The sequence below is a fragment of the Maribacter stanieri genome, assembly GCF_900112245.1.
In the GTDB taxonomy this organism is placed as follows: Bacteria; Bacteroidota; Bacteroidia; order Flavobacteriales; family Flavobacteriaceae; genus Maribacter; species Maribacter stanieri.
In genome coordinates, this window is record NZ_FOYX01000001.1 from 637,019 (window position 1) to 657,368 (window position 20,350).

Below are 20,350 nucleotides of genomic sequence, written 5' to 3' on the forward strand. Positions count from 1 at the left end.
TAATCGTTTTTTTCTAAATACTGACAAGCTTTTTATTTGCTTTTTTTGCCGAATTTAATTTCATTGTTCGCTCTCTTAAAAAGACCACTTCTATTGAAAACCAAAAAAATTATTCTTTTTGCCTCAGGTTCAGGATCTAATGTTGAAAACATTGCCAACTATTTTAAACTCCGCAAAGATGTTACTATATGCTGTGTATTAACTAACAAAAGCGATGCCAAAGTCATTGAACGGTGCAATAGACTTGAAATAAATGCCCTATTTTTTAATAGACAAGCTTTCTCTAAAAGCGATTTTATACTAAATATGCTTCAATCTTTAGAGCCAGACCTTATTATATTGGCAGGGTTTTTATGGAAAGTGCCAGAAGCTATTACCCTCGCCTTCCCTAATAAAATAATAAACATACACCCGGCACTATTGCCAAAATACGGTGGCAAAGGCATGTACGGTATGCATGTTCATAATGCCGTGAAAGAGCATAAAGAAACAGAAACAGGTATTACTATACATTATGTAAATGCGCACTATGACGAAGGAGCTATAATTAAACAGGCAAAAGCTACCGTACTACCCAACGACAGTGCTGAGGACATTGCGTCAAAGGTGCATCAATTAGAATATGAGTATTTCCCTAAAGTTATTGACGAAATATTATTGAAACAGTAATGGCAAAAAAAGGAAAGTTCTATGTTGTCTGGAAAGGAAAGAAGCCTGGTATTTTTGATTCTTGGAAAGAGTGTAAAAAATCCATAGCTAATTATGCTGGTGCCGAATACAAGTCTTTTGAGTCTTTTGAAACCGCAAAAAAAGCCTACAATGGTAATTATGCCGATTTTAAAGGAAAGAAAAAAACAGCATCATCCCTGTCAAAAGAAGAACTTTTACGAATAGGGCAACCTAATTATCACTCTATTTCTGTTGATGCAGCTTCCAGCGGTAATCCTGGTGTTATGGAATACCAAGGTGTAGATACCAAAACAGGCAAGAAATTATTTAGACAAGGTCCATTTCCACAGGGTACAAATAATATTGGTGAGTTTTTGGCTATTGTACACGGGCTCGCATTTTTAAAGGAGCGCAAGAGCGACCGTATCATTTATACAGACTCTAGAACAGCCATGAGCTGGGTGCGCAAAAAGAACTGCAATACCAAATTGGCAGTAACCGCTAAAAACAAAAATCTTTTTGAACTTATAGACAGAGCTGTAGATTGGTTAAAGAAAAACCAATACAGTACGGTAGTGGTAAAATGGGAAACGAAGGCTTGGGGGGAAATTCCTGCAGATTTTGGTAGGAAATAATTACTATATTATATCAACAGCTCCTCTTTGATAACTAATGCAATTTGTATTTAATAAACCGTTTTAATTCGCTTTTCAAAACCTTATATTTGCAGCTTAAATTTTTTCATATTTATGGGCAAGCTTTTAATAGTAGGAACTGTCGCTTTTGATGAGATAGAAACTCCTTTTGGTAAAACAGATAAAATACTAGGTGGCGCAGCTACTTATATTGGTTTGGCAGCGTCGCAATTCGATGTAGATTCAGCCATTATATCTATAGTAGGTGATGATTTACCTCAAGAATATTTAAACTTACTTACCGACAGAGGTATCGATATTTCTGCTTTAGAAATTGTAAAAGGTGGTAAAACATTCTTTTGGAAAGGTAAATACCACAATGATTTAAATTCTAGAGACACTTTAGCTACAGAATTAAATACGTTAGAAGACTTTAACCCTGTTGTTCCTGAGGACTATAATGATGCCGATGTAGTAATGCTAGGTAATCTTCACCCAATTGTTCAAATGGGTGTAATTAAACAGATGAAAAAACGACCAAAGTTAATCATATTGGACACCATGAATTTTTGGATGGACAATGCTTTAAGCGATTTAATGGCGGTTATTAAACATATAGATGTATTAACCATCAATGATGAGGAAGCTAGACAATTAACTGGAGAATATTCTTTAGTTAAGGCGGCACAGAAAATTTTTACGATGGGACCTAAATATGTAGTGATTAAAAAAGGAGAACATGGCGCTTTGTTATTTAACGAAGACCAAGTATTCTTTGCACCAGCATTACCATTAGAAGAAGTGTTTGATCCAACAGGTGCCGGTGATACATTTGCCGGAGGATTTTCTGGATACTTGGCAGCAAGCGATGATAATTCTTTTGAGAATATGAAAAAAGCTATCATTCACGGATCTAACCTAGCTTCGTTTAGCGTCGAAAAATTCGGGACCGAAAGAATGATAAGTTTAGATCGTAAAGAAATTAGAGAAAGACTGCATCAGTTTAAAAAACTGACCCAGTTTGACATAGAATTACAATAACCCCTAGCCCCAAAATTTTTGGGGTTTTTTTAATACCAAAAACAATGAGTGACGCAATTAAGCATGAGTGTGGTATATCTGTAATACGGTTATTGAAACCGCTAGAGTATTACAAAGAAAAATACGGAACAGCATTTTATGGTGTAAATAAAATGTATTTAATGATGGAAAAACAGCACAATCGTGGACAAGATGGTGCAGGTTTTGCCAGTATTAAATTAGATGTAAAAGCAGGGGAACGTTACATGAGTCGTGTTCGATCATGTCAACAGCAGCCTATACAGGATATTTTTGCTCAAATTAATGACCGTATTAATACAGAGTTAAAAGAACATCCAGAATATGAAGATGATGTTGCGTTGCAAAAAAAGCACATACCTTATATAGGTGAGCTCCTTTTAGGACACGTGCGTTATGGTACTTTTGGTAAAAACAGTATTGAAAGTGTTCACCCTTTCATAAGACAGAACAACTGGATGCACCGTAATCTTATTGTTGCCGGTAACTTCAACATGACCAATGTTCATGAACTTTTTGACAATTTAATTCAGTTAGGGCAACACCCTAAAGAAATGGCAGATACAGTTACTGTCATGGAAAAAATTGGTCATTTTCTTGATGATGCGGTAGCAAAATTATACAAGCAGATAAAAAAAGAAGGTTTTACAAAACAGCAAGCTTCACCTTTAATTGCCGAACGTTTAAAAGTTTCTAAAATATTAAGAAGAGCGGCAAAGAATTTTGATGGTGGTTATGCAATGGCCGGTTTATTAGGTCACGGCGATGCCTTTGTTTTAAGAGATCCTAGCGGTATTAGACCTGCATACTATTATAGAGATGATGAAGTTGTTGTTGTTGCATCAGAACGACCTGCAATACAAACAGTATTCAACGTACCTTATGATGAAGTGAAAGAACTCGACCCAGGTGCTGCAATCATCATTAAAAAGAACGGTACAAGTGCCATTAAGCAAATACAGGAACCTAAGGAGCGTAAGGCATGTTCTTTTGAACGTATATATTTCTCAAGAGGTAGTGATAAAGAAATCTACCAAGAAAGAAAAGCATTAGGGAAATTGGTATTTCCACAAATATTGGAATCTATAGAAGAAGATATCAAAAACACGGTCTTCTCTTATATTCCAAATACCGCCGAAACTTCTTTCTACGGAATGGTCAAGGAAGCTCAAAACTATTTGAACAAGAAAAAGGAAGAGCAGATTTTAGCTTTAGGTACAGGAATTACTGGTGAACAATTACATGAAATATTAGATGTAAGACCAAGGATCGAGAAAGTAGCCATCAAAGATGCCAAGCTTAGAACATTTATTACTCAAGACAGCAGCAGAGATGATTTAGTTGCCCATGTTTATGACATTTCTTATGGTTCTGTAAAGGAAGGTGACAATCTTGTAATTATAGATGATAGTATTGTTCGTGGTACTACCCTTAAAAAGAGTATTCTTAGAATATTGGATAGATTATCTCCAAAGAAAATTATAGTGGTCTCATCTGCGCCTCAAATTAGATATCCTGATTGTTATGGTATAGATATGGCCAAACTAGAAGACTTTATTGCCTTTAAAGCTACTTTAGCCTTACATGAAGACAATAACACTATGCATATTGTAGAGGAAATCTACAAGAAGTGTTTAACACAGGTTAATACCCATGATAATGATGTTATCAATTATGTGAAAGAATTCTACGCTCCTTTTACTGCGAAAGAGATATCAAAGAAAACAGGAGAGCTTTTAAGTCCTGAAGGGATTAATGCTGAAGTATCTATTATATACCAAACCATTGAGAGCTTACACGAGGCTTGTCCTAAGAATTTAGGAGATTGGTATTTTACCGGTAACTACCCAACACCAGGTGGAAACAGAGTTGTAAATAGAGCATTCATCAACTTTTACGAAGGAAACAATGAACGTGCTTATTAAATAATATATCGATGAAATGCATGCTTTTTATGCATTTCATCGACGAATAAAGCGTTTTATCGACTGAATAGTCGGATTGACTTAACCATCTTTACTTTTAAAGCTACCATAGCATAAGTAGGTTAAGTTCATGGTAAGATTTGGGGCAAAAAAGGTGGAGACTTCTCCGCCTTTTTTATTTTCATAACTCAAGGTTTCTATAATTTGTAAACCTTTTCTGCCCAATGCCCCCTTTAACGTTATTTCGAGAAGTTCAGCCAATACCTTTCCTAGTCTCTAATAAGGCAATTACATTTACAGAACCATAGCATAAGTAGGTTAAGTTCATGGTAAGATTTGGGGAAAAAGGCGGAGCATTGCTCCGTCTTTTTATTTTATACCTATTTCTGATTCCCTTCTTCCAAAAATTATCGTTCAAAATTTACATTTTGCATTACAACCTAAGTTTAAGACTTACATCGAATAGCTTTTTAATAAGCACCCCACCACTATATATTTACAGAACCATAGCATAAGTAGGTTAAGTTCATGGTAAGATTTGGGGAAAAGACGGAGCAATGCTCCGTCTTTTTATTTTATATCAATCGGCTTATCTTCTAGACAGTTACCCTAACTTATTACTCCCTCACAAAAGTCCATTAGCAAAATAAAAGTTTAATTTTTTCACAAAATTCCTTTTTTTATTTACTCAATACCAGTAATTTAGTATTGCCATAGCATAAGTAGGTTAAGTTTATGGTAAGATTTGGGACGAAAAGGGTGGAGACTTCTCCGCCCTTTTCTATTTTTAAAAACGAAAAAACCACCCATGAAATTTTCATAAGTGGTTTCCTACAAAGTAGTTAAGAATATTTCTACTCTTATTTACTTGTTACTTGCATAAAGTTTTGAAACTTCATCCCAGTTAATTATGTTGAAAAATGCTTCAATATAATCTGGTCTTTTGTTTTGATAGTTTAGGTAATAAGCATGTTCCCACACGTCTAAACCTAAAATTGGATGACCTCCACAACCAACTCCTGGCATTAAGGTATTATCTTGGTTTGGAGTAGAACAAACTTCTACTTTACCACCTTTTTGAACACATAACCATGCCCAACCAGAACCAAATCTAGTACCTGCAGCAGTTGTAAATTTATTTTTAAATTCTTCAAAAGAACCAAAAGCACTATCAATTGCTTCTGCTAATTCGCCACTAGGTTTTCCACCACCGTTTGGTGATAAAATTGTCCAGAATAATGAGTGATTGTAAAAACCTCCTCCATTATTTCTTACAGCACCATTGTTCATATCCAAACCAGTTAAAATATCTTCTATTGATTTACCTTCTAGATCGGTTCCTTCAATAGCCGCATTTAATTTAGTTGTATATCCGTTATGGTGTTTTGTATGATGTATTTCCATAGTCCTCGCATCTATATGAGGCTCAAGAGCGTCATAAGCGTAAGGCAATTTCGGTAATTGAAAAGCCATAATTTTTTTGTTTTAAGATTAATATTAATAGTCACTCAAAACTACGAATTTTAACATTTATATTCACCAAATAATTTGTTAAGAACCGTGCAGGAATCCTTAATTTGCAGTAAAAACTAGTGTCAAGCAATTCATTTACCATATATAATGCTTCTGCGGGATCCGGCAAAACCTATGCCCTTGCTAAAGTATACCTGAAAATTATACTGGCATCTCCTCAAAATTTTAGAAAAATATTAGCTATCACATTTACTAACAAAGCAGTAAATGAAATGAAGCATCGAATATTAAATAGCCTATTTGAGTTTTCTAAAACCAATTCTATTGAAAATGCCTCTCCCTTATTTAAGGATATATTAAATGAAACCAATTACACTTTTGAAGAACTACCAGTACTAGGCAAACTTCGCCTAAAGCAAATTTTACACAATTACGCTTTTTTTGACATTTCCACTATAGATAAGTTCACACACAGACTCATAAGAACTTTTGCTAAGGATTTAAAAATTCCGCAAAATTTTGAAGTTGTTTTAGATGTTGATCTTCTTTTGCAAGAAGCTGTTGAACGTGTTATTAGCAGAGCTGGCGAAGACCCAGTATTTACAAAAGTCCTTTTAGATTTTGCGCTTGAAAAAATTGAAGATGATAGAAGTTGGGATATAGCATTCGATCTATTAAAAATTGGTAAACTTATATTCGATGAAAATAATGCCGATCATCTAAAACACTTAAAACAAGTGGAACTTGAAGATTTTTTAAAACTTCAAACTCATCTTAAAAAAGAAACAAAACACTTAGAGAAAAAAATTGTTGAACTCGCTTCTAAAGCCCTTGAGATAATTGTTGCCAGCGGATTGGATTTTAAAGATTTCCCAAGGGAAACATTACCAAATCATTTTAAAAAAATACAGGCTGGAAATTTTAACCCAACTCAACTTTACAACAACAAACTAGAAGATAATTTAATTGATGGTAAAATAGTAAAAGCGACTATTAAAGACGCTCCACAAGATTTAGCCCCACAATTACTTGCCCAATATCAAGCTATTAAAGAGGTTATCTATAAAAGAGGACTGTACGCTAATATCAATAGGAATATTATTCCTTTCGCTCTTCTAAATGCTATTCAAAAAGAATTAAAAATTATTCAGGAAGAAAAAGACCAACTCTCTATCTCTGAATTCAATACTTTAATCGCTAAAGAAATTAAAGACCAACCTGCACCTTTTATTTACGAGCGCTTAGGAGAAAAATATCGCCATTATTTCATTGACGAATTTCAAGATACGTCACAAATGCAATGGGAAAACCTTATTCCATTAATAGGTAACGCCATGGAAGGCGAAGATGAGCTCGGTACTACAGGGTCACTTTTTTTAGTAGGCGATCCAAAACAGGCAATTTACAGATGGCGTGGTGGTAAAGCAGAACAGTTTCTTGAACTGGCAACGCACCAATCGCATCCATTTACGGTAAAATCCGAATTGGTCACTTTACCAAAGAATTATAGAAGCTATGCCGAAGTCATTAATTTCAATAATAATTTTTTTCAAAGCATTAGTCCGTTTTTAGAAAACGAGGTATATCAAGAATTTTTTAAAATTGGTAACACCCAAGAAACTAACCAGAAAGAAGGTGGCTATGTAAATATTTCATTATTAGAAGAAGATTCTGATGAGGAGTATGCTACTAATACATTAGATACCATTAATAAATGTTTGGAGCAAGGGTATACCTATAGTGATATCTGTATTATTATCCGTAAAAAGAAACATGGTCTTTTATTGGCAGATTTTTTAATGCAACATCGCATACCTGTTGTATCATCAGATTCATTATTACTTAGTGAAAGTGCCAAAACTATATTCCTCGTGCAGCTTATTAGGTATATGGTTCAACCCACGGAACTAGAGATACAATATGAAATTCTAAATTTTCTATCCGAAGGAAAAAAAGACAAGCACGCTTATATCTATGAAAATTTAGGTCATCTAGATGAGCACTTATTAGCTGTATACGGTTTTGATGCTTCCCAACTTAGACAGACTTCAGTTTTTGATGGTTTAGCTTATGCTATTAAAACTTTTGACCTTATTCCTTCTTCAGATGCACACCTTTCGGCATTTATGGACTTGGTTTTTGATGTAGAGCAGAAATATGGTTCGGACATGCAATCCTTCTTAGATTATTGGGACAAAAAAGGTAATTCTGCCAGTATCAGTACACCAGAAAATATAGAATCGGTACAAATAATGACCATTCACAAATCTAAAGGGTTAGAATTTCCGGTGGTTATATTTCCTTACGCAAACTCTAATGTATTTGAAGAAATAGACCCAAAATTATGGTTACCGGTAAACAAAGATGAATTCCTTGGCTTTTCAGAAGTACTAATCAACAAAAAACAAGAAGTACAGGAATATGGTGAAATTGAATCACTTTTATATACTATTGATCACCAAAAGCTTCAATTAGACGCCTTCAATCTATTATACGTTGTTCTTACCAGAGCCGTAAATGCCCTGTTTATTATAAGCGCTAACAATCTTGACAAGAAAGGGGCGCACAACCCCAATTACTATTCCGGACTATTTATCCATTTTCTAAAAAGTATAGGTGCTTACCAACAAGATAAACTATCATATGATTTTGGTGATTTCTCATTGAATGAAGTAAAAGAACATACTACTACAAATCAACTTACTATACCTTATATATATACCAATAAAAATAGAGCAGATTTTAAGATACTTGCTTTGGCAGGTACACTCTGGGATGAAGGTTTAGATGTTGCCATTAACCAAGGGAATGTTATACATTATATTTTAGGTGCTATTTATACCACTACAGATTTAAATAGGGCTATACAAATGGCACTACAGAAGGGATTGATAAAGGAACAGGAGGTAAAAGAGATAAAGGAAATTGTAAAAAAGGTAATACTACATAAAGATTTAAACCAATTTTACGAGAAAGGTATAGAAATATTAAACGAGCGCGATTTGTTAATGGCAGATGGCACCATACAAAGACCGGACAGGGTTGTTATTAAAGATAATCATGCCTCTATAATTGATTATAAAACAGGAGAACAAAGTCCCAAATATCATCATCAATTAAATACTTACGCAGAGAGTTTTTCAAATATGGGATATATTATTGACCAAAAAATCATTGTCTATATTAATACAGAAATAGAATTAGATTATATATAAAAAGATATGTACGGAAAAATAAAAGAGCATTTACAACAAGAAATTGAAAACATTAAGAATGACGGACTCTTTAAAGAGGAAAGAATTATTGTTTCGCCTCAAGATGCAGTCATAAAACTAGATACGGGACAAGAAGTAATTAATTTCTGCGCCAATAACTATTTAGGGCTATCATCTCACCCAGATGTTATTCAAGCAGCAAAAGATGCTATGGACACGCATGGTTTTGGTATGTCTTCAGTACGGTTTATTTGCGGAACCCAAGATATACACAAAGAGCTTGAGAAGAAAATAGCACATTTCTATGGTACCGAAGACACCATATTATATGCTGCTGCATTTGATGCTAACGGTGGAGTATTTGAACCATTATTATCTAAGGAAGATGCTATTATTTCAGATTCTTTAAATCATGCCTCTATAATTGATGGTGTTCGTTTGTGTAAAGCCATGCGCTACCGTTATGCCAATAGCGATATGCAAGATTTAGAAACGCAGCTTATTAAAGCCAATGAAGATGGTGCACGTTTTAAAATCATAGTAACCGATGGGGTATTTTCTATGGATGGTATTGTAGCGCCTTTAGATAAAATATGTGACTTGGCAGATAAGTATGATGCTTTGGTTATGATAGATGAATGCCATGCAACCGGTTTTATAGGTGAAAAAGGTAAAGGCACCTTAGAAGAAAAAGGTGTTATGGGTAGAATTGATATTATTACCGGTACGCTAGGTAAAGCTTTAGGTGGCGCCATGGGTGGTTATACTACAGGGAAAAAAGAAATTATCACTTTACTAAGACAACGTTCAAGACCCTATTTGTTTTCTAACTCCTTAGCACCTGCAATTGTTGGTGCATCTATTAAGGTATTTGATATGTTAGAAAACGATACTTCCTTGCGAGATAAATTGCAGGAAAATACTGCATACTTCAAAAAAGGCATCAAAGCTGCTGGTTTTGATATAGTTAACGGAGATTCTGCCATAGTCCCGGTAATGCTGTACGACGCAAAATTATCACAAGACATGGCAAATAAGTTATTGGAAAAGGGCATTTATGTCATCGGTTTTTTCTATCCCGTAGTACCAAAAGGGAAGGCGCGAATTAGAGTTCAACTGTCTGCAGCGCACTCAAAAGATCATTTAGATGCCGCCATTAAGGCTTTCACAGAGGTGGGGAAAGAATTAAAAATCGTTTAAATGCATTATTTAATCTATTAAATGCATTAAAAAAAATAGGAAATTGATTTTGTTAATAATATTTAACAAGTTACATTTGCAGCTAATAAACACTTAAACTTAAAATTTAATACATGAAACATCTTAGCAAATTATTGGCGGTTGCCCTACTTGTAGTAGGTATCAACAGCATACAAGCGCAAGACGAGAATAACCCTTGGCAAGTGCAATTTGGGGTTAATGCCATTGACGTATATCCTACTTCGGATGTAAGTTCTTTCGGTAACGAATTCTTCAATGTGAACGATCACTGGAACATTTTACCTTCTATTTCTTATGTAGGAGTATCTAAGTCAATCGGAGATGGTTTCTCTGTAGGTGCTAGAGGTTCTCTTAACAAAATTAGCAAACTTGGTGACGTTAGCGTTGACGATCTTTCTCACTACGCTATAGATGGTACAATTAAATATGATATCATAAAAAGACAAACTGTTATCGATCCTTTCGTAGAAATCGGTGGTGGTTATACTTGGATTGACGAAATCGGTGCTGGTACTGCAAATGGTGGTGTTGGTGTTAATATCTGGTTTTCTGAAAACTTAGGTCTTACATTACAATCTTCTTACAAGCATGCTTTCGAAGATTACTTAGCTCCACATTTCCAACACTTAGCTGGTATTTCAGTTAAATTTGGTGGTACTGATACTGACGGTGATGGTATCTATGATAAAGATGATGCTTGTCCAGAAGTTGCTGGTCTTGAAGCATTCAACGGTTGTCCTGATTCTGACGGCGATGGTATCGAAGACAGCAAAGATGCTTGTCCTAACGAAGCTGGTTCTAAAGAAATGAACGGATGTCCTGATGCTGACGGTGACGGTGTTGCTGATAAAGATGATGCTTGTCCAAACGAAGCTGGTCTTCCTGCTTTAGCTGGTTGTCCTGATGCTGATGGCGATGGTGTTGCTGATAAAGATGACGCTTGTCCTTCTGAAGCTGGTCCTGCTGAAAACAAAGGTTGTCCTTGGGCTGATAAAGACGGTGACGGAGTATTAGACAAAGATGATCAATGTCCTGATGTTGCTGGTACAGTAGCTAACGCTGGTTGTCCTGAAGTAACTGAAGAAGTTCAAAAGCAATTGAATGATTACGCTAGAACTATCTTGTTTGATACTGGTAAATCTTCTATCAAAGCTGAGTCTACTTCTGTAATGGTTGACATTATCACAATCCTTAAAGAATACCCTAACGCTAAGTTTACTGTTGAAGGTCATACTGACAGCGTAGGTAGCGAAAAATTAAACCAAAGCCTTTCTGAGTCAAGAGCTCTTTCTGTAAAAGAATTCTTAGTTGATAAAGGAATTGAAGAGTTTAGATTATCAGCAGTTGGTTACGGTGAGGCTAAGCCTATCGCAACAAACAACACTAGAACTGGTAGAACTCAAAACAGAAGGGTAGAAATTAACTTAGTAAAATAAGTTTAAAACAAACCTTAAGTGTTTTAATAAATAAAAGCTCCGCATTATTGCGGAGCTTTTTTATTTTTACACTATGCAGAGCTTTATAAAAGATGTAGTACAAGACGTATTAAGAAATAACCAAGACACAGGTAACGTAATTTTTATATTACCCAGTAAACGTGCAGGTGTATTTCTAAAAAAAATACTGTCCAAATCACATACTAAAACAGTACTTGCCCCAGAAATCTATAGTATAGAAGATTTCATTGAGAAGGTATCTAACCTAGTAACGGCAAATACAACCACCCAATTATTTGAACTTTATAATGCCTATCTAAAAGTGGGCGATTATGAAAAGGAGTCTTTTGATTCTTTTTTAAAGTGGGGACAAATACTTCTTCAAGATTTTAACGAAGTAGATCGCTATCTCGTAGACGCATCTACCCTATACCAAAATGTTGCCGCCATACAAGAGGTGAACCACTGGTCTTTGAATCCTGATAATTCTGAGATGATAGAGAATTATCTTCATTTCTGGAGATATTTAGAAGACATTTACAATCAATTCAATAACCGATTATTGGAACAAGGTCTTGGTCACCAAGGACTTATTTATAAAACATCGGTATCTGAATTACCTAACTACCTTAAAACAACCAGTAAAAAACATATTTTCTTAGGCTTTAATGCCTTGAATACTGCAGAAAGTATTCTCATACAAACCATTCTAGAAAAGACAGAGGCTTCTATCTATTGGGATATCGACCCTTACTTCTTAAAAGACAATATACATGATGCCGGTTATTTTATAAGAAATTATCAAAATACCTGGAACATCCTAGAAGGAAAACCCCTTGCCGGATTAACCAATTACTACAATACTGAAAAGAATATTGAAATCATTGGGGTACCTAAAAACATATCTCAAGTAAACTATGTGGGCGAATTACTGTACAACATACAGAATGAATCTCCAGATGCTTTACGTAATGCCGCAATTGTTTTAGGTAATGAAGAGTTATTAAATCCTTTACTAAACTCTATTCCTGATAATATACCGGCTACGAATATTACTATGGGTCAAAAGCTAGAGTCCACTACTCTTGCCAGCTTTTTTACCAATCTCATAGAGTTTCATGAACAAAAAACAGATAAAGGCTGGTTCTATAAGCATTTATTAAACTTATTAACACATTCATATGCAGTATTACTATTTGATGCTAATAAGGTTTCTGCAGATATACTAATATCAAAGATTAAGACCAACAATTGGTCGTATATCACCAATGAACAAATCAGTGCATTATTACCTGAGAATGCAGCCATACAGTTATTGTTTGAAGACGTTAAAAACAATCCAAATAGATTAATAGACAACTTCTTATCGCTTATTCAATCTATTAGGGTTATAGAGGTTGTAAAACAGAATTCTCTGCTCTTAGAACAGCTATACAAGTTTTTCACCCTATTCAATCAACTGAAAGATTTATGCAACAGTTTTACCTATATCAATAATCTAAAAAGTCTGAAACATCTGTTTAAACAACTCCTCAGTTCAGAAACTTTAGATTTTCAGGGGAATCCTATAGAAGGTATTCAGATTATGGGTATGCTAGAAAGTAGGTTGTTAGATTTTGAAACCATCATTATCACTTCGGTGAACGAAGGCGTACTACCTTCTGGGAAATCTAATAATTCATTTATTCCGTTCGATTTAAAAATTAAAAACGGATTACCTACTTACAAAGAGAAAGATGCCGTTTACACCTATCACTTTTATCGTTTATTACAACGTGCTAAAAATGTATACATACTATACAATACAGAACCAGATGCATTAGAAGGCGGAGAAAGAAGCCGATTGATTACGCAATTGCTTACCGACGATAATAGAACTGACATCAAATCCTTTATTGCAACACCAACTATACAGCCTGTTACCAAAGAAATTGAACAGGTAGAAAAAACAAAATCGTTAGTTGATCTTATTCAAGATAAAGCTAGAAAAGGATTTTCACCTAGCTCACTCAGCAATTACATTAGAAACCCTATAGATTTCTACAAACAGAATCTATTGAACATAAACGAAGTACTGCAGGTAGAAGAGACTTTAGCACCAAATACTTTTGGAACTATTGTACACGATAGTTTAGAAGAATTGTACACCCCATTAATCAATAAGGAACTAACGCCCGATTTACTAAACGGAATCCGAAAGCACATATCTAATATCGTTGCCAAAAATTTTGATAAAACATACAAGGAAGGGAATATCAGCTCTGGCAAAAACTATATTTCTTTTCATGTCATTTTAAAATACATACAAACCTTTATTGATGCTGAAGTAACGGCATTGGCAGACCATACAATAAAAATTATAGCCTTAGAGCAATCTTTATCTGTACCACTAACGGTTAACGGATTAGATTTTCCTATCATTCTAAAGGGTAAATTAGACCGTGTAGATGAGTATGATGGTATCACCCGTATTATAGATTACAAAACAGGGAAAGTAGAACGCCGTAATGTAGAAATTATAGATTGGGATATTCTAACGGATGAATATCAGTACAGTAAAGCTTTTCAATTGCTTTGCTACGGATTAATGTATTTTAAAACCAACCCGAAAGAGAACTTATCTATACAAGCAGGTATTATTTCTTTGAAGAATTTTGCGGAAGGTACGTTGTTATTTGCACAAAAAGAATCTGCCCGAGGAGCCAAAAACCACATCATAAATAATGAAGTGATTTCTGATTTCGAGCAGATACTTGGTCAGCTTATTACAGAAATCTGTAATGCTGACATTCCGTTTACAGAAAAAGAAGTGTAAGCTTACTTCTTATCTGGTCTTGTAGGCCTTACCTCTATTTTACTAGGTAAGGTTCTTTCGTTCATTTGTAAAAGATCCAATACCAATTCACCAATATCTTCTGGTTGAATTTTCCATGCATCTTTTTCATCTGGTTCATTATGGTTAAAGTGTGTTGCCACAGAACCTGGCATAATGGTAGAAACCTTGATACCGTACTGTCTTAAATCTAACATTGCCGCTTGTGTAAAACCAACTACACCAAATTTAGAAGCATTGTACCCTGCACCTTGTGCAAAGAAATTAGTACCTGCCAAACTAGCCAATGTAATATAATAGCCTTCCGTTTTCTTTAGACTTTCTACAGATGCCTTTAGGGTATGAAACACTCCACTTAGGTTAATATCTATCATCTGGTGCCACTCTTCTTCTGTCATCTGATCAACTGGCGCAAAATTACCTACACCGGCATTGGCCAAAACAACATCTAACTGACCCCATTTGTCCATGATTTTAGAAACGGCATTTTTCTCATCTACCATTTTCGAGACATCAGAAACAATTCCTAAAACTGCATCAGTATTAAAATCTTTAAGTGCCTTGTCTACACTTTCTTGAGATCGACCACTAATTGCAACTCTCATACCTTGGTTTAGCAATGTTTGTGCAACTGCAAAACCAATACCTTTAGTGCCTCCCGTAATGTAGGCTACTTTATTTTTCAAATCTTTCATCGTTCAATTTTATAATTATCACAAGTTACCAATTCTTTGATTTTTTTGTTAACCCAAAAGGTTACGATTTTGTGGTTTTCATTCATTATATTTAACAACAACTTAACACTCAACAATGAACAGAATTATCGTATGGTCCATTACCGTGGCCCTCGCAGGATTTTTATTCGGATTTGATACCGTAGTTATCAGCGGGGCAAACGAACCTATAAAACAATTATGGAACACTTCTCCGCTTTTTCATGGAACTTTTATCATGAGTATGGCCCTTTGGGGTACCGTTGCGGGATCACTTTTTGGTGGTATCCCAACAAAAAATCTTGGTCGTAAAAAGACCTTATTATGGGTGGGAATATTATTTTTCGTTTCTGCTTTAGGTTCCGCATTGGCACAAGATCCTTACTCTTTTTCAGTATTTCGTTTTATTGGCGGTGTCGGTGTAGGTATTTCTTCTGTTGCAGCACCTATCTACATTTCTGAAATTACATCTAAAGAGAATCGTGGAAAATTAGGCGGACTTTATCAGTTTTGGTTGGTGTTCGGTATTTTACTTGCCTTTGTATCTAACTGGTTGCTAAAAGGTTTTGATGGTGCAAATGATTGGCGTTGGATGCTAGGTGTTGAAGCCATACCTGCATTCATATATACCATAATGGTATTTACAGTTCCAGAAAGCCCAAGATGGTTGGCATTACACAAAAAAGACGATGCAGGTGCCTTAAAGATATTAGAGATCATACACTCTAAAGAAAAAGCCGCTCTGCAATTGACCGAGATAAAGACCGATTTACAACACTCCACCAAAAGTGAAAGCCTTTTTCAAAAGAAATACTCAAAAGTACTTTGGCTCGCTTTCTTTATAGCATTTTTCAATCAGTTGTCGGGTATCAACTTTGTACTGTATTATGCGCCCGAAATTTTGGAGCAAGCAGGTCTTGGTGGTAAAGAATCACTTTTCAATTCTATTGCCATTGGTATCGTAAACCTCGTATTTACATTTATAGGTATTCGTTTACTGGATAAATTGGGTAGGCGCCAACTGATTATCATTGGATCTATTGGCTATATTATTAGTTTAATCATGGTAGGTCTATGTTTTCAAATGAATTTAGGATCTACACTTACCATTATCTTCATTTGTACTTTTGTTGCCTCTCACGCCATTGGGCAAGGTGCGGTAATTTGGGTATTTATCTCAGAGATATTCCCTAACAGCGTACGTGCATACGGGCAATCTTGGGGTGTTAGTGTTCACTGGGTATTTGCTGCGATTATAACTTTGATTACTCCGTTTTTCTTAGATGCTACCCAAGGTGTTCTTAAAGACCATGTTTGGTATATCTACTACTTCTTCTGTGCTATGATGGTATTGCAACTCATTTGGGCAATTACCAAAATGCCTGAAACTAAAGGGGTTTCATTAGAAGAACTGAGTAAGGAGTTGGTGAAAGAATAAAGAATTATAACCCATTATTACATTAAAAAGACAGGCAAACTATTGTTATAGTTTGCCTGTCTTTTTCTTAATACTTTTTCAATAAAAAATATAATAATTATTTGTTTTCAAAAACCGTTTCATAATGGTTTACCGATGGAAAAGAATCATAATAATCATGTAACAGTTCTTTCCACTTCAAATAACCTTTAGATTTTCGAAAGCCTATTTCATGACTTTCAACATCTATCCAATCTACTAATAATATATATTGCCCATCAATCTCAATACATTTACGCAAGGTATGTGAACAATATCCATCAATTGCCTGAATGTATTCACTAGCGAGTGCAAAATCTGCTTCAAACTTACCTTGTAAATTTGGCTTAACATGTAATATGGCGACTTCAAGTATCATATTTCTTCTATTATCGAGTTGCCTTTAGATTGGTCGCCAGAAGTCCATTGCCAGCTTTCATGAAGTCTTATTTTTCCGTTTTCCATAATTTCGGGAACAGAGACACACCTACCTGTCATTAACGCTCCTTTTATATTCACCTGATGATAACGCATGTCAATAGTACCATCTAAAGCCACCAACCCTATTAAGTGCCCTTCGAGTATTTCTCCGCCACAATAACTAGCGGTAAGTATATTTTCTTTTTGTGTATACTTAAAAAGGGTTTCATGGCTAGTTTCACCATTCTTAGTATTGGCTACCGGTCTAAATGTTTTATTATTATAATTCATGCTGTATCGGATTAGCTTTTTATATACCAATACTTTAATTCACACTAAACTTCTCACGATATGCCGTTGGGCTGATACCTTCTTTTTTTTTGAACAACCTTGAGAAATAGTGCGGATATTCAAAACCCAATTCATATGCTACCTCAGCAATACTTTTACTGGGATGCAACAACATATTCTTGGCTTCATCTATTAACAACAATTGCAAATGCTCAGTGGTTGTTTTTCCGGTTTCTTTCTTTAAGGTATCGCTCAAATAACGCTGGGAAATTCCCATTTTATAAGCAATCTGTTCTATACTCGGTATACCGTTCTCCTGTAGCTGACCCGATTCTACATATTGGGATAATTGCTCATTAAACTGTTCTAACAAACTCGTAGAAAGTTCTTTTCTGTTCAAAAATTGTCGCTCATAAAAGCGATTAGCATATTTAAGCAAGGTGCTTAATTGAGAAATAATGATGTCTTTACTGAACTCATCTTGGTTGTTTTGGTATTCTATTTCAATATTTGCTACAATAGATGCTATCTGCTTTTCTTCTTTTGGAGATAGGTGCAACGCTTCATTGACGGAATATGAAAAGAATCCGTATTTTTTGATCTGATGCGCCAACTCGGTTCTTTTTAAAAAATCTTTGTGAAAGTTGATGGAAAAGCCTTTTTGCTCAAATACAGCACTATTATCCCATTGTAAGACCTGCCTAGGTGCTATAAAAAATAGCACACCATTGGTAAAGTCATAGGTTGTTCTACCGTAGTTTAAATCTCCTTTTATGATTTTTTTAAAACTGATGGAATAACAATCATTTGTTATAGGTGGCGAACTTTCTTTATGGCATGGCAAAAAACCTTCTCCTATTGCAGAAAATACACTTAACATAGGGTGTTCCGGACTAGGAAGTTCTAGATATTCCAAATAAGCGGATAATGTTTTAAAGTGCTGCATATTATTTCTTCATTTCTTTAGCTGCCAACTGTAATTCCTTATTATAACTGTCAATTCTTGCTTGGGCCGTACCATCTACCAACAGAATAACAACTAACATAGCTATAGTGGTGATCATGCTTGCCCTCCAAATAGGTGTACTTACAAATAATAAAACCAGAGCACAAACCACTATAATTATCGGTATGGCTTTAAAAACAACAGTATCATATTCCTTTAAGGTAGCTTCTGCACGTTCTAATTCTGATGCCACGAATGCCGGTGCATCTACTTGGTAGGCTTTTTCAAATTGGGGAATTCTTGATTTGTTGGTAAAAAATAATCCCAATCCTATAATTAAAAGTAAGCTACCTGCTACCAAGGTGGGTAAGATGTAAGCTCTAGCCATATCGGTCTTGCCTAATTGCCAAAAACCGAAGCTTGCCACTAAAAATGCCAAACCGAAGAGCATGAAAAACGGTGTTGAAAAAAGTTCGGCCTTTGCCCAGTCTGTTGCTGCTTTCAATATATCCATTACTATAATTTTTGTCGTTTACTAATTTACAAATTCCAAGTTACACCGGTTTCTTTTTCAGAAAGCTCCCAAAGCCTTTTCATTACCGATTTATCTTTCGCGTGCGGTTCTAGTTTACACTCACCTACGGCCCCTGTCCAATAATTTTTTCCTGTTGGCCCGTAAAATCCTTCTTGATCCAAATCTGGTTCGGTGGCACACATCAATTCTGGGTACGCCCCTTTCTCTGCAGATTGTACCATGGGCGTTAATTTCATGATCTGCCAAATAAATCTTGTCAACAAGCTACCGCTGGTCTTGATCAATGATGTTGAAGATGCACCAGGGTGGCATGCGTATGATTTCACACCTGTTTTGCCCGCCGCCTTAAGTCTATCTTGCAATTCATAAACGGTCATGATCTGTGCCAATTTACTTTGACTATACACGCCGTTCGGGCTGTAGTTCTTGTCCCAGTTCATATCATCGAATTGTATGGTCTTAATGCCTAAATTGTAGCCCATACTGCCCACGGTTACTATTCGCCCGTTTGACTCTTCTATACGTGGGTATAGCAATGCTTGCAATAAGAAATTACCGTAATGGTTTACCCCTAACTGACTTTCAAAACCATCTTCGGTAAAGGTTTGTTTGGGTACTTGGGCAATGGCTGCATTGCACATTAAGGCATCTATTTGCGGTACAGTTTTAAGTATTTCATCTGCAGCTTTTTTAACGGATGCTAATGATGCCAAGTCCATCTCTATATTGCTTACCGGTATGGCATTACCTAGCTCTTGCTTTAAGGCTGCTATAGTATCGGCAGATTTTTGTGGGTTACGGTTAAGCATCACCACTTTTGCCCCTTTTTTCAAAAGTATTTTTGCAGCTTCAAAACCAGTGCCACTGGTTGTACCAGTAATAATGAATGTTTTGCCTTCAAGGCTGTTTATTCTATTTGGTGTCCACCCATTGTTACCAAATTGTGTTGTACTCATATCGCCTATTATTTAAGTGTCTAAAAGAATAGGACAAAGGTATATGCGAAGATGCCGAGAGCACTTACACGCATTTTCGAATCTTGTGTACTTTTTGGTGGGAATTAGTTTGATAGTAGAATAGTGGGATAGTGGGATAGTGGGTTTAGGAATTACTGCTATATACCTTCAATTTTATATAGCTCATCTCCTGGGACTAAGTCTTTTTTATGTTCACAAATCCAGATTACTTTACCATTATAGAAACTTTCAAATTCCATGGTAACGGCTTCGTTCCCAATTGCACATAATACATCACCCGATTTTACCCTATCACCAACTTTAACATACCACTTTTCTAAAACCAGAGGCATCTGATTTCCCAAATCTGGAGATATACACACACTTATTTCTCCTTTCTTGAGCTCTGGAGCGACAAAAGCATTAGATTTTAGGTCTTCTTTGTTCATTTCTTCAGTAGACCTAAAATGAGGATTAGCTTTAAGATCTTCACTATACTGGGCGCTTTTCTTATTATATTCAAAAAGCTTAGCTAAATATGCTTCTATTATTTTTATCAAATTATTG

Annotated in this window: 18 protein-coding genes; 9 read left to right on the top strand and 9 right to left on the bottom strand. The window is 35.4% G+C overall.

Features of this window, described 5'->3' with window-relative positions:
- Positions 1 to 93: 93 nt before the first annotated feature.
- The 4 genes from purN to BM296_RS02805 all read left to right on the top strand — a co-directional run bounded on the left by purN (position 94) and on the right by BM296_RS02805 (position 4,288).
- Positions 94 to 669: a phosphoribosylglycinamide formyltransferase gene (gene purN / locus BM296_RS02790; RefSeq protein WP_091902933.1), complete on the top strand. Its 576-nt coding sequence runs from the start codon at positions 94 to 96 to the stop codon at positions 667 to 669.
- Complete coding sequence (locus BM296_RS02795) at positions 669 to 1,304, top strand: ribonuclease H1 domain-containing protein (RefSeq protein WP_091901287.1); 636 nt, start codon at positions 669 to 671, stop codon at positions 1,302 to 1,304. The genes purN and BM296_RS02795 overlap by 1 nt, the downstream gene beginning before the upstream one ends.
- Positions 1,305 to 1,418: 114 nt before the next feature.
- Positions 1,419 to 2,345 carry a PfkB family carbohydrate kinase gene (locus tag BM296_RS02800; protein WP_091901289.1) on the top strand — a complete coding sequence of 309 codons (927 nt, stop codon included), beginning with the start codon at positions 1,419 to 1,421 and terminating at the stop codon, positions 2,343 to 2,345.
- 44 nt (positions 2,346 to 2,389) lie between these two features.
- Complete coding sequence (locus BM296_RS02805; protein ID WP_091901291.1) at positions 2,390 to 4,288, top strand: amidophosphoribosyltransferase; 1,899 nt, start codon at positions 2,390 to 2,392, stop codon at positions 4,286 to 4,288.
- 81 nt (positions 4,289 to 4,369) lie between these two features.
- Here the strand turns inward: BM296_RS02805 and BM296_RS02810 are convergent, their stop codons facing one another.
- Complete coding sequence (locus BM296_RS02810; protein ID WP_091901293.1) at positions 4,370 to 4,549, bottom strand: hypothetical protein; 180 nt, start codon at positions 4,547 to 4,549, stop codon at positions 4,370 to 4,372.
- Between the two features lie 603 nt (positions 4,550 to 5,152).
- Positions 5,153 to 5,761 (bottom strand): superoxide dismutase, encoded by a 609-nt coding sequence (locus BM296_RS02815; RefSeq protein WP_027065675.1) that lies wholly within the window; start codon positions 5,759 to 5,761, stop codon positions 5,153 to 5,155.
- A gap of 119 nt (positions 5,762 to 5,880) precedes the next feature.
- On the opposite strand from BM296_RS02815, the gene BM296_RS02820 reads away from it, so the two are divergent.
- The 4 genes from BM296_RS02820 (at position 5,881) to BM296_RS02835 (ending at position 14,448) form a co-directional block, all read left to right on the top strand.
- On the top strand, positions 5,881 to 8,976 hold the full coding sequence (locus BM296_RS02820; protein ID WP_091901295.1) for a UvrD-helicase domain-containing protein: 3,096 nt from the start codon (positions 5,881 to 5,883) through the stop codon (positions 8,974 to 8,976).
- 6 nt (positions 8,977 to 8,982) lie between these two features.
- Positions 8,983 to 10,176, top strand: a complete 1,194-nt coding sequence (gene kbl, locus BM296_RS02825; RefSeq protein ID WP_091901297.1) for a glycine C-acetyltransferase — start codon at positions 8,983 to 8,985, stop codon at positions 10,174 to 10,176.
- 113 nt (positions 10,177 to 10,289) lie between these two features.
- Complete coding sequence (locus tag BM296_RS02830) at positions 10,290 to 11,633, top strand: OmpA family protein (RefSeq protein WP_091901298.1); 1,344 nt, start codon at positions 10,290 to 10,292, stop codon at positions 11,631 to 11,633.
- 73 nt (positions 11,634 to 11,706) lie between these two features.
- Complete coding sequence (locus tag BM296_RS02835; RefSeq protein ID WP_091901300.1) at positions 11,707 to 14,448, top strand: PD-(D/E)XK nuclease family protein; 2,742 nt, start codon at positions 11,707 to 11,709, stop codon at positions 14,446 to 14,448.
- A 2-nt stretch (positions 14,449 to 14,450) separates the two neighbouring features.
- Here BM296_RS02835 and BM296_RS02840 read toward each other — a convergent pair whose 3' ends face one another.
- The gene (locus BM296_RS02840) at positions 14,451 to 15,161 is read right to left on the bottom strand and encodes an SDR family oxidoreductase (RefSeq protein ID WP_091901302.1); all 711 of its coding nucleotides are present in this window, start codon (positions 15,159 to 15,161) and stop codon (positions 14,451 to 14,453) included.
- Positions 15,162 to 15,276: 115 nt separating this feature from the next.
- Between BM296_RS02840 and BM296_RS02845 the strand changes: the two genes are divergently transcribed.
- Complete coding sequence (locus tag BM296_RS02845) at positions 15,277 to 16,617, top strand: sugar porter family MFS transporter (protein WP_091901304.1); 1,341 nt, start codon at positions 15,277 to 15,279, stop codon at positions 16,615 to 16,617.
- A gap of 97 nt (positions 16,618 to 16,714) precedes the next feature.
- On the opposite strand, the gene BM296_RS02850 is transcribed toward BM296_RS02845, so the two are convergent.
- From BM296_RS02850 to BM296_RS02875, 6 genes are all read right to left on the bottom strand, one after another.
- Positions 16,715 to 17,014, bottom strand: coding sequence for an antibiotic biosynthesis monooxygenase family protein (locus tag BM296_RS02850; protein WP_091901306.1), 300 nt, complete (start codon positions 17,012 to 17,014; stop codon positions 16,715 to 16,717).
- Positions 17,011 to 17,346 carry an avidin-fold protein gene (locus BM296_RS02855; RefSeq protein ID WP_091901308.1) on the bottom strand — a complete coding sequence of 112 codons (336 nt, stop codon included), beginning with the start codon at positions 17,344 to 17,346 and terminating at the stop codon, positions 17,011 to 17,013. The genes BM296_RS02850 and BM296_RS02855 overlap by 4 nt, the downstream gene beginning before the upstream one ends.
- 34 nt (positions 17,347 to 17,380) lie before the next feature.
- Entirely contained in the window at positions 17,381 to 18,292 is a 912-nt protein-coding gene (locus BM296_RS02860; protein ID WP_091901310.1) for a helix-turn-helix domain-containing protein, read from the bottom strand.
- 1 nt (position 18,293) lies between these two features.
- The gene (locus tag BM296_RS02865; RefSeq protein ID WP_091901312.1) at positions 18,294 to 18,806 is read right to left on the bottom strand and encodes a hypothetical protein; all 513 of its coding nucleotides are present in this window, start codon (positions 18,804 to 18,806) and stop codon (positions 18,294 to 18,296) included.
- 26 nt (positions 18,807 to 18,832) lie between these two features.
- A complete protein-coding gene (locus tag BM296_RS02870) occupies positions 18,833 to 19,783 on the bottom strand; it encodes an SDR family oxidoreductase (protein WP_073241152.1) in 951 nt (316 codons plus the stop codon).
- A 158-nt stretch (positions 19,784 to 19,941) separates the two neighbouring features.
- The gene (locus tag BM296_RS02875) at positions 19,942 to 20,343 is read right to left on the bottom strand and encodes a biotin/lipoyl-containing protein (RefSeq protein WP_091901314.1); all 402 of its coding nucleotides are present in this window, start codon (positions 20,341 to 20,343) and stop codon (positions 19,942 to 19,944) included.
- Positions 20,344 to 20,350: the final 7 nt, after the last annotated feature.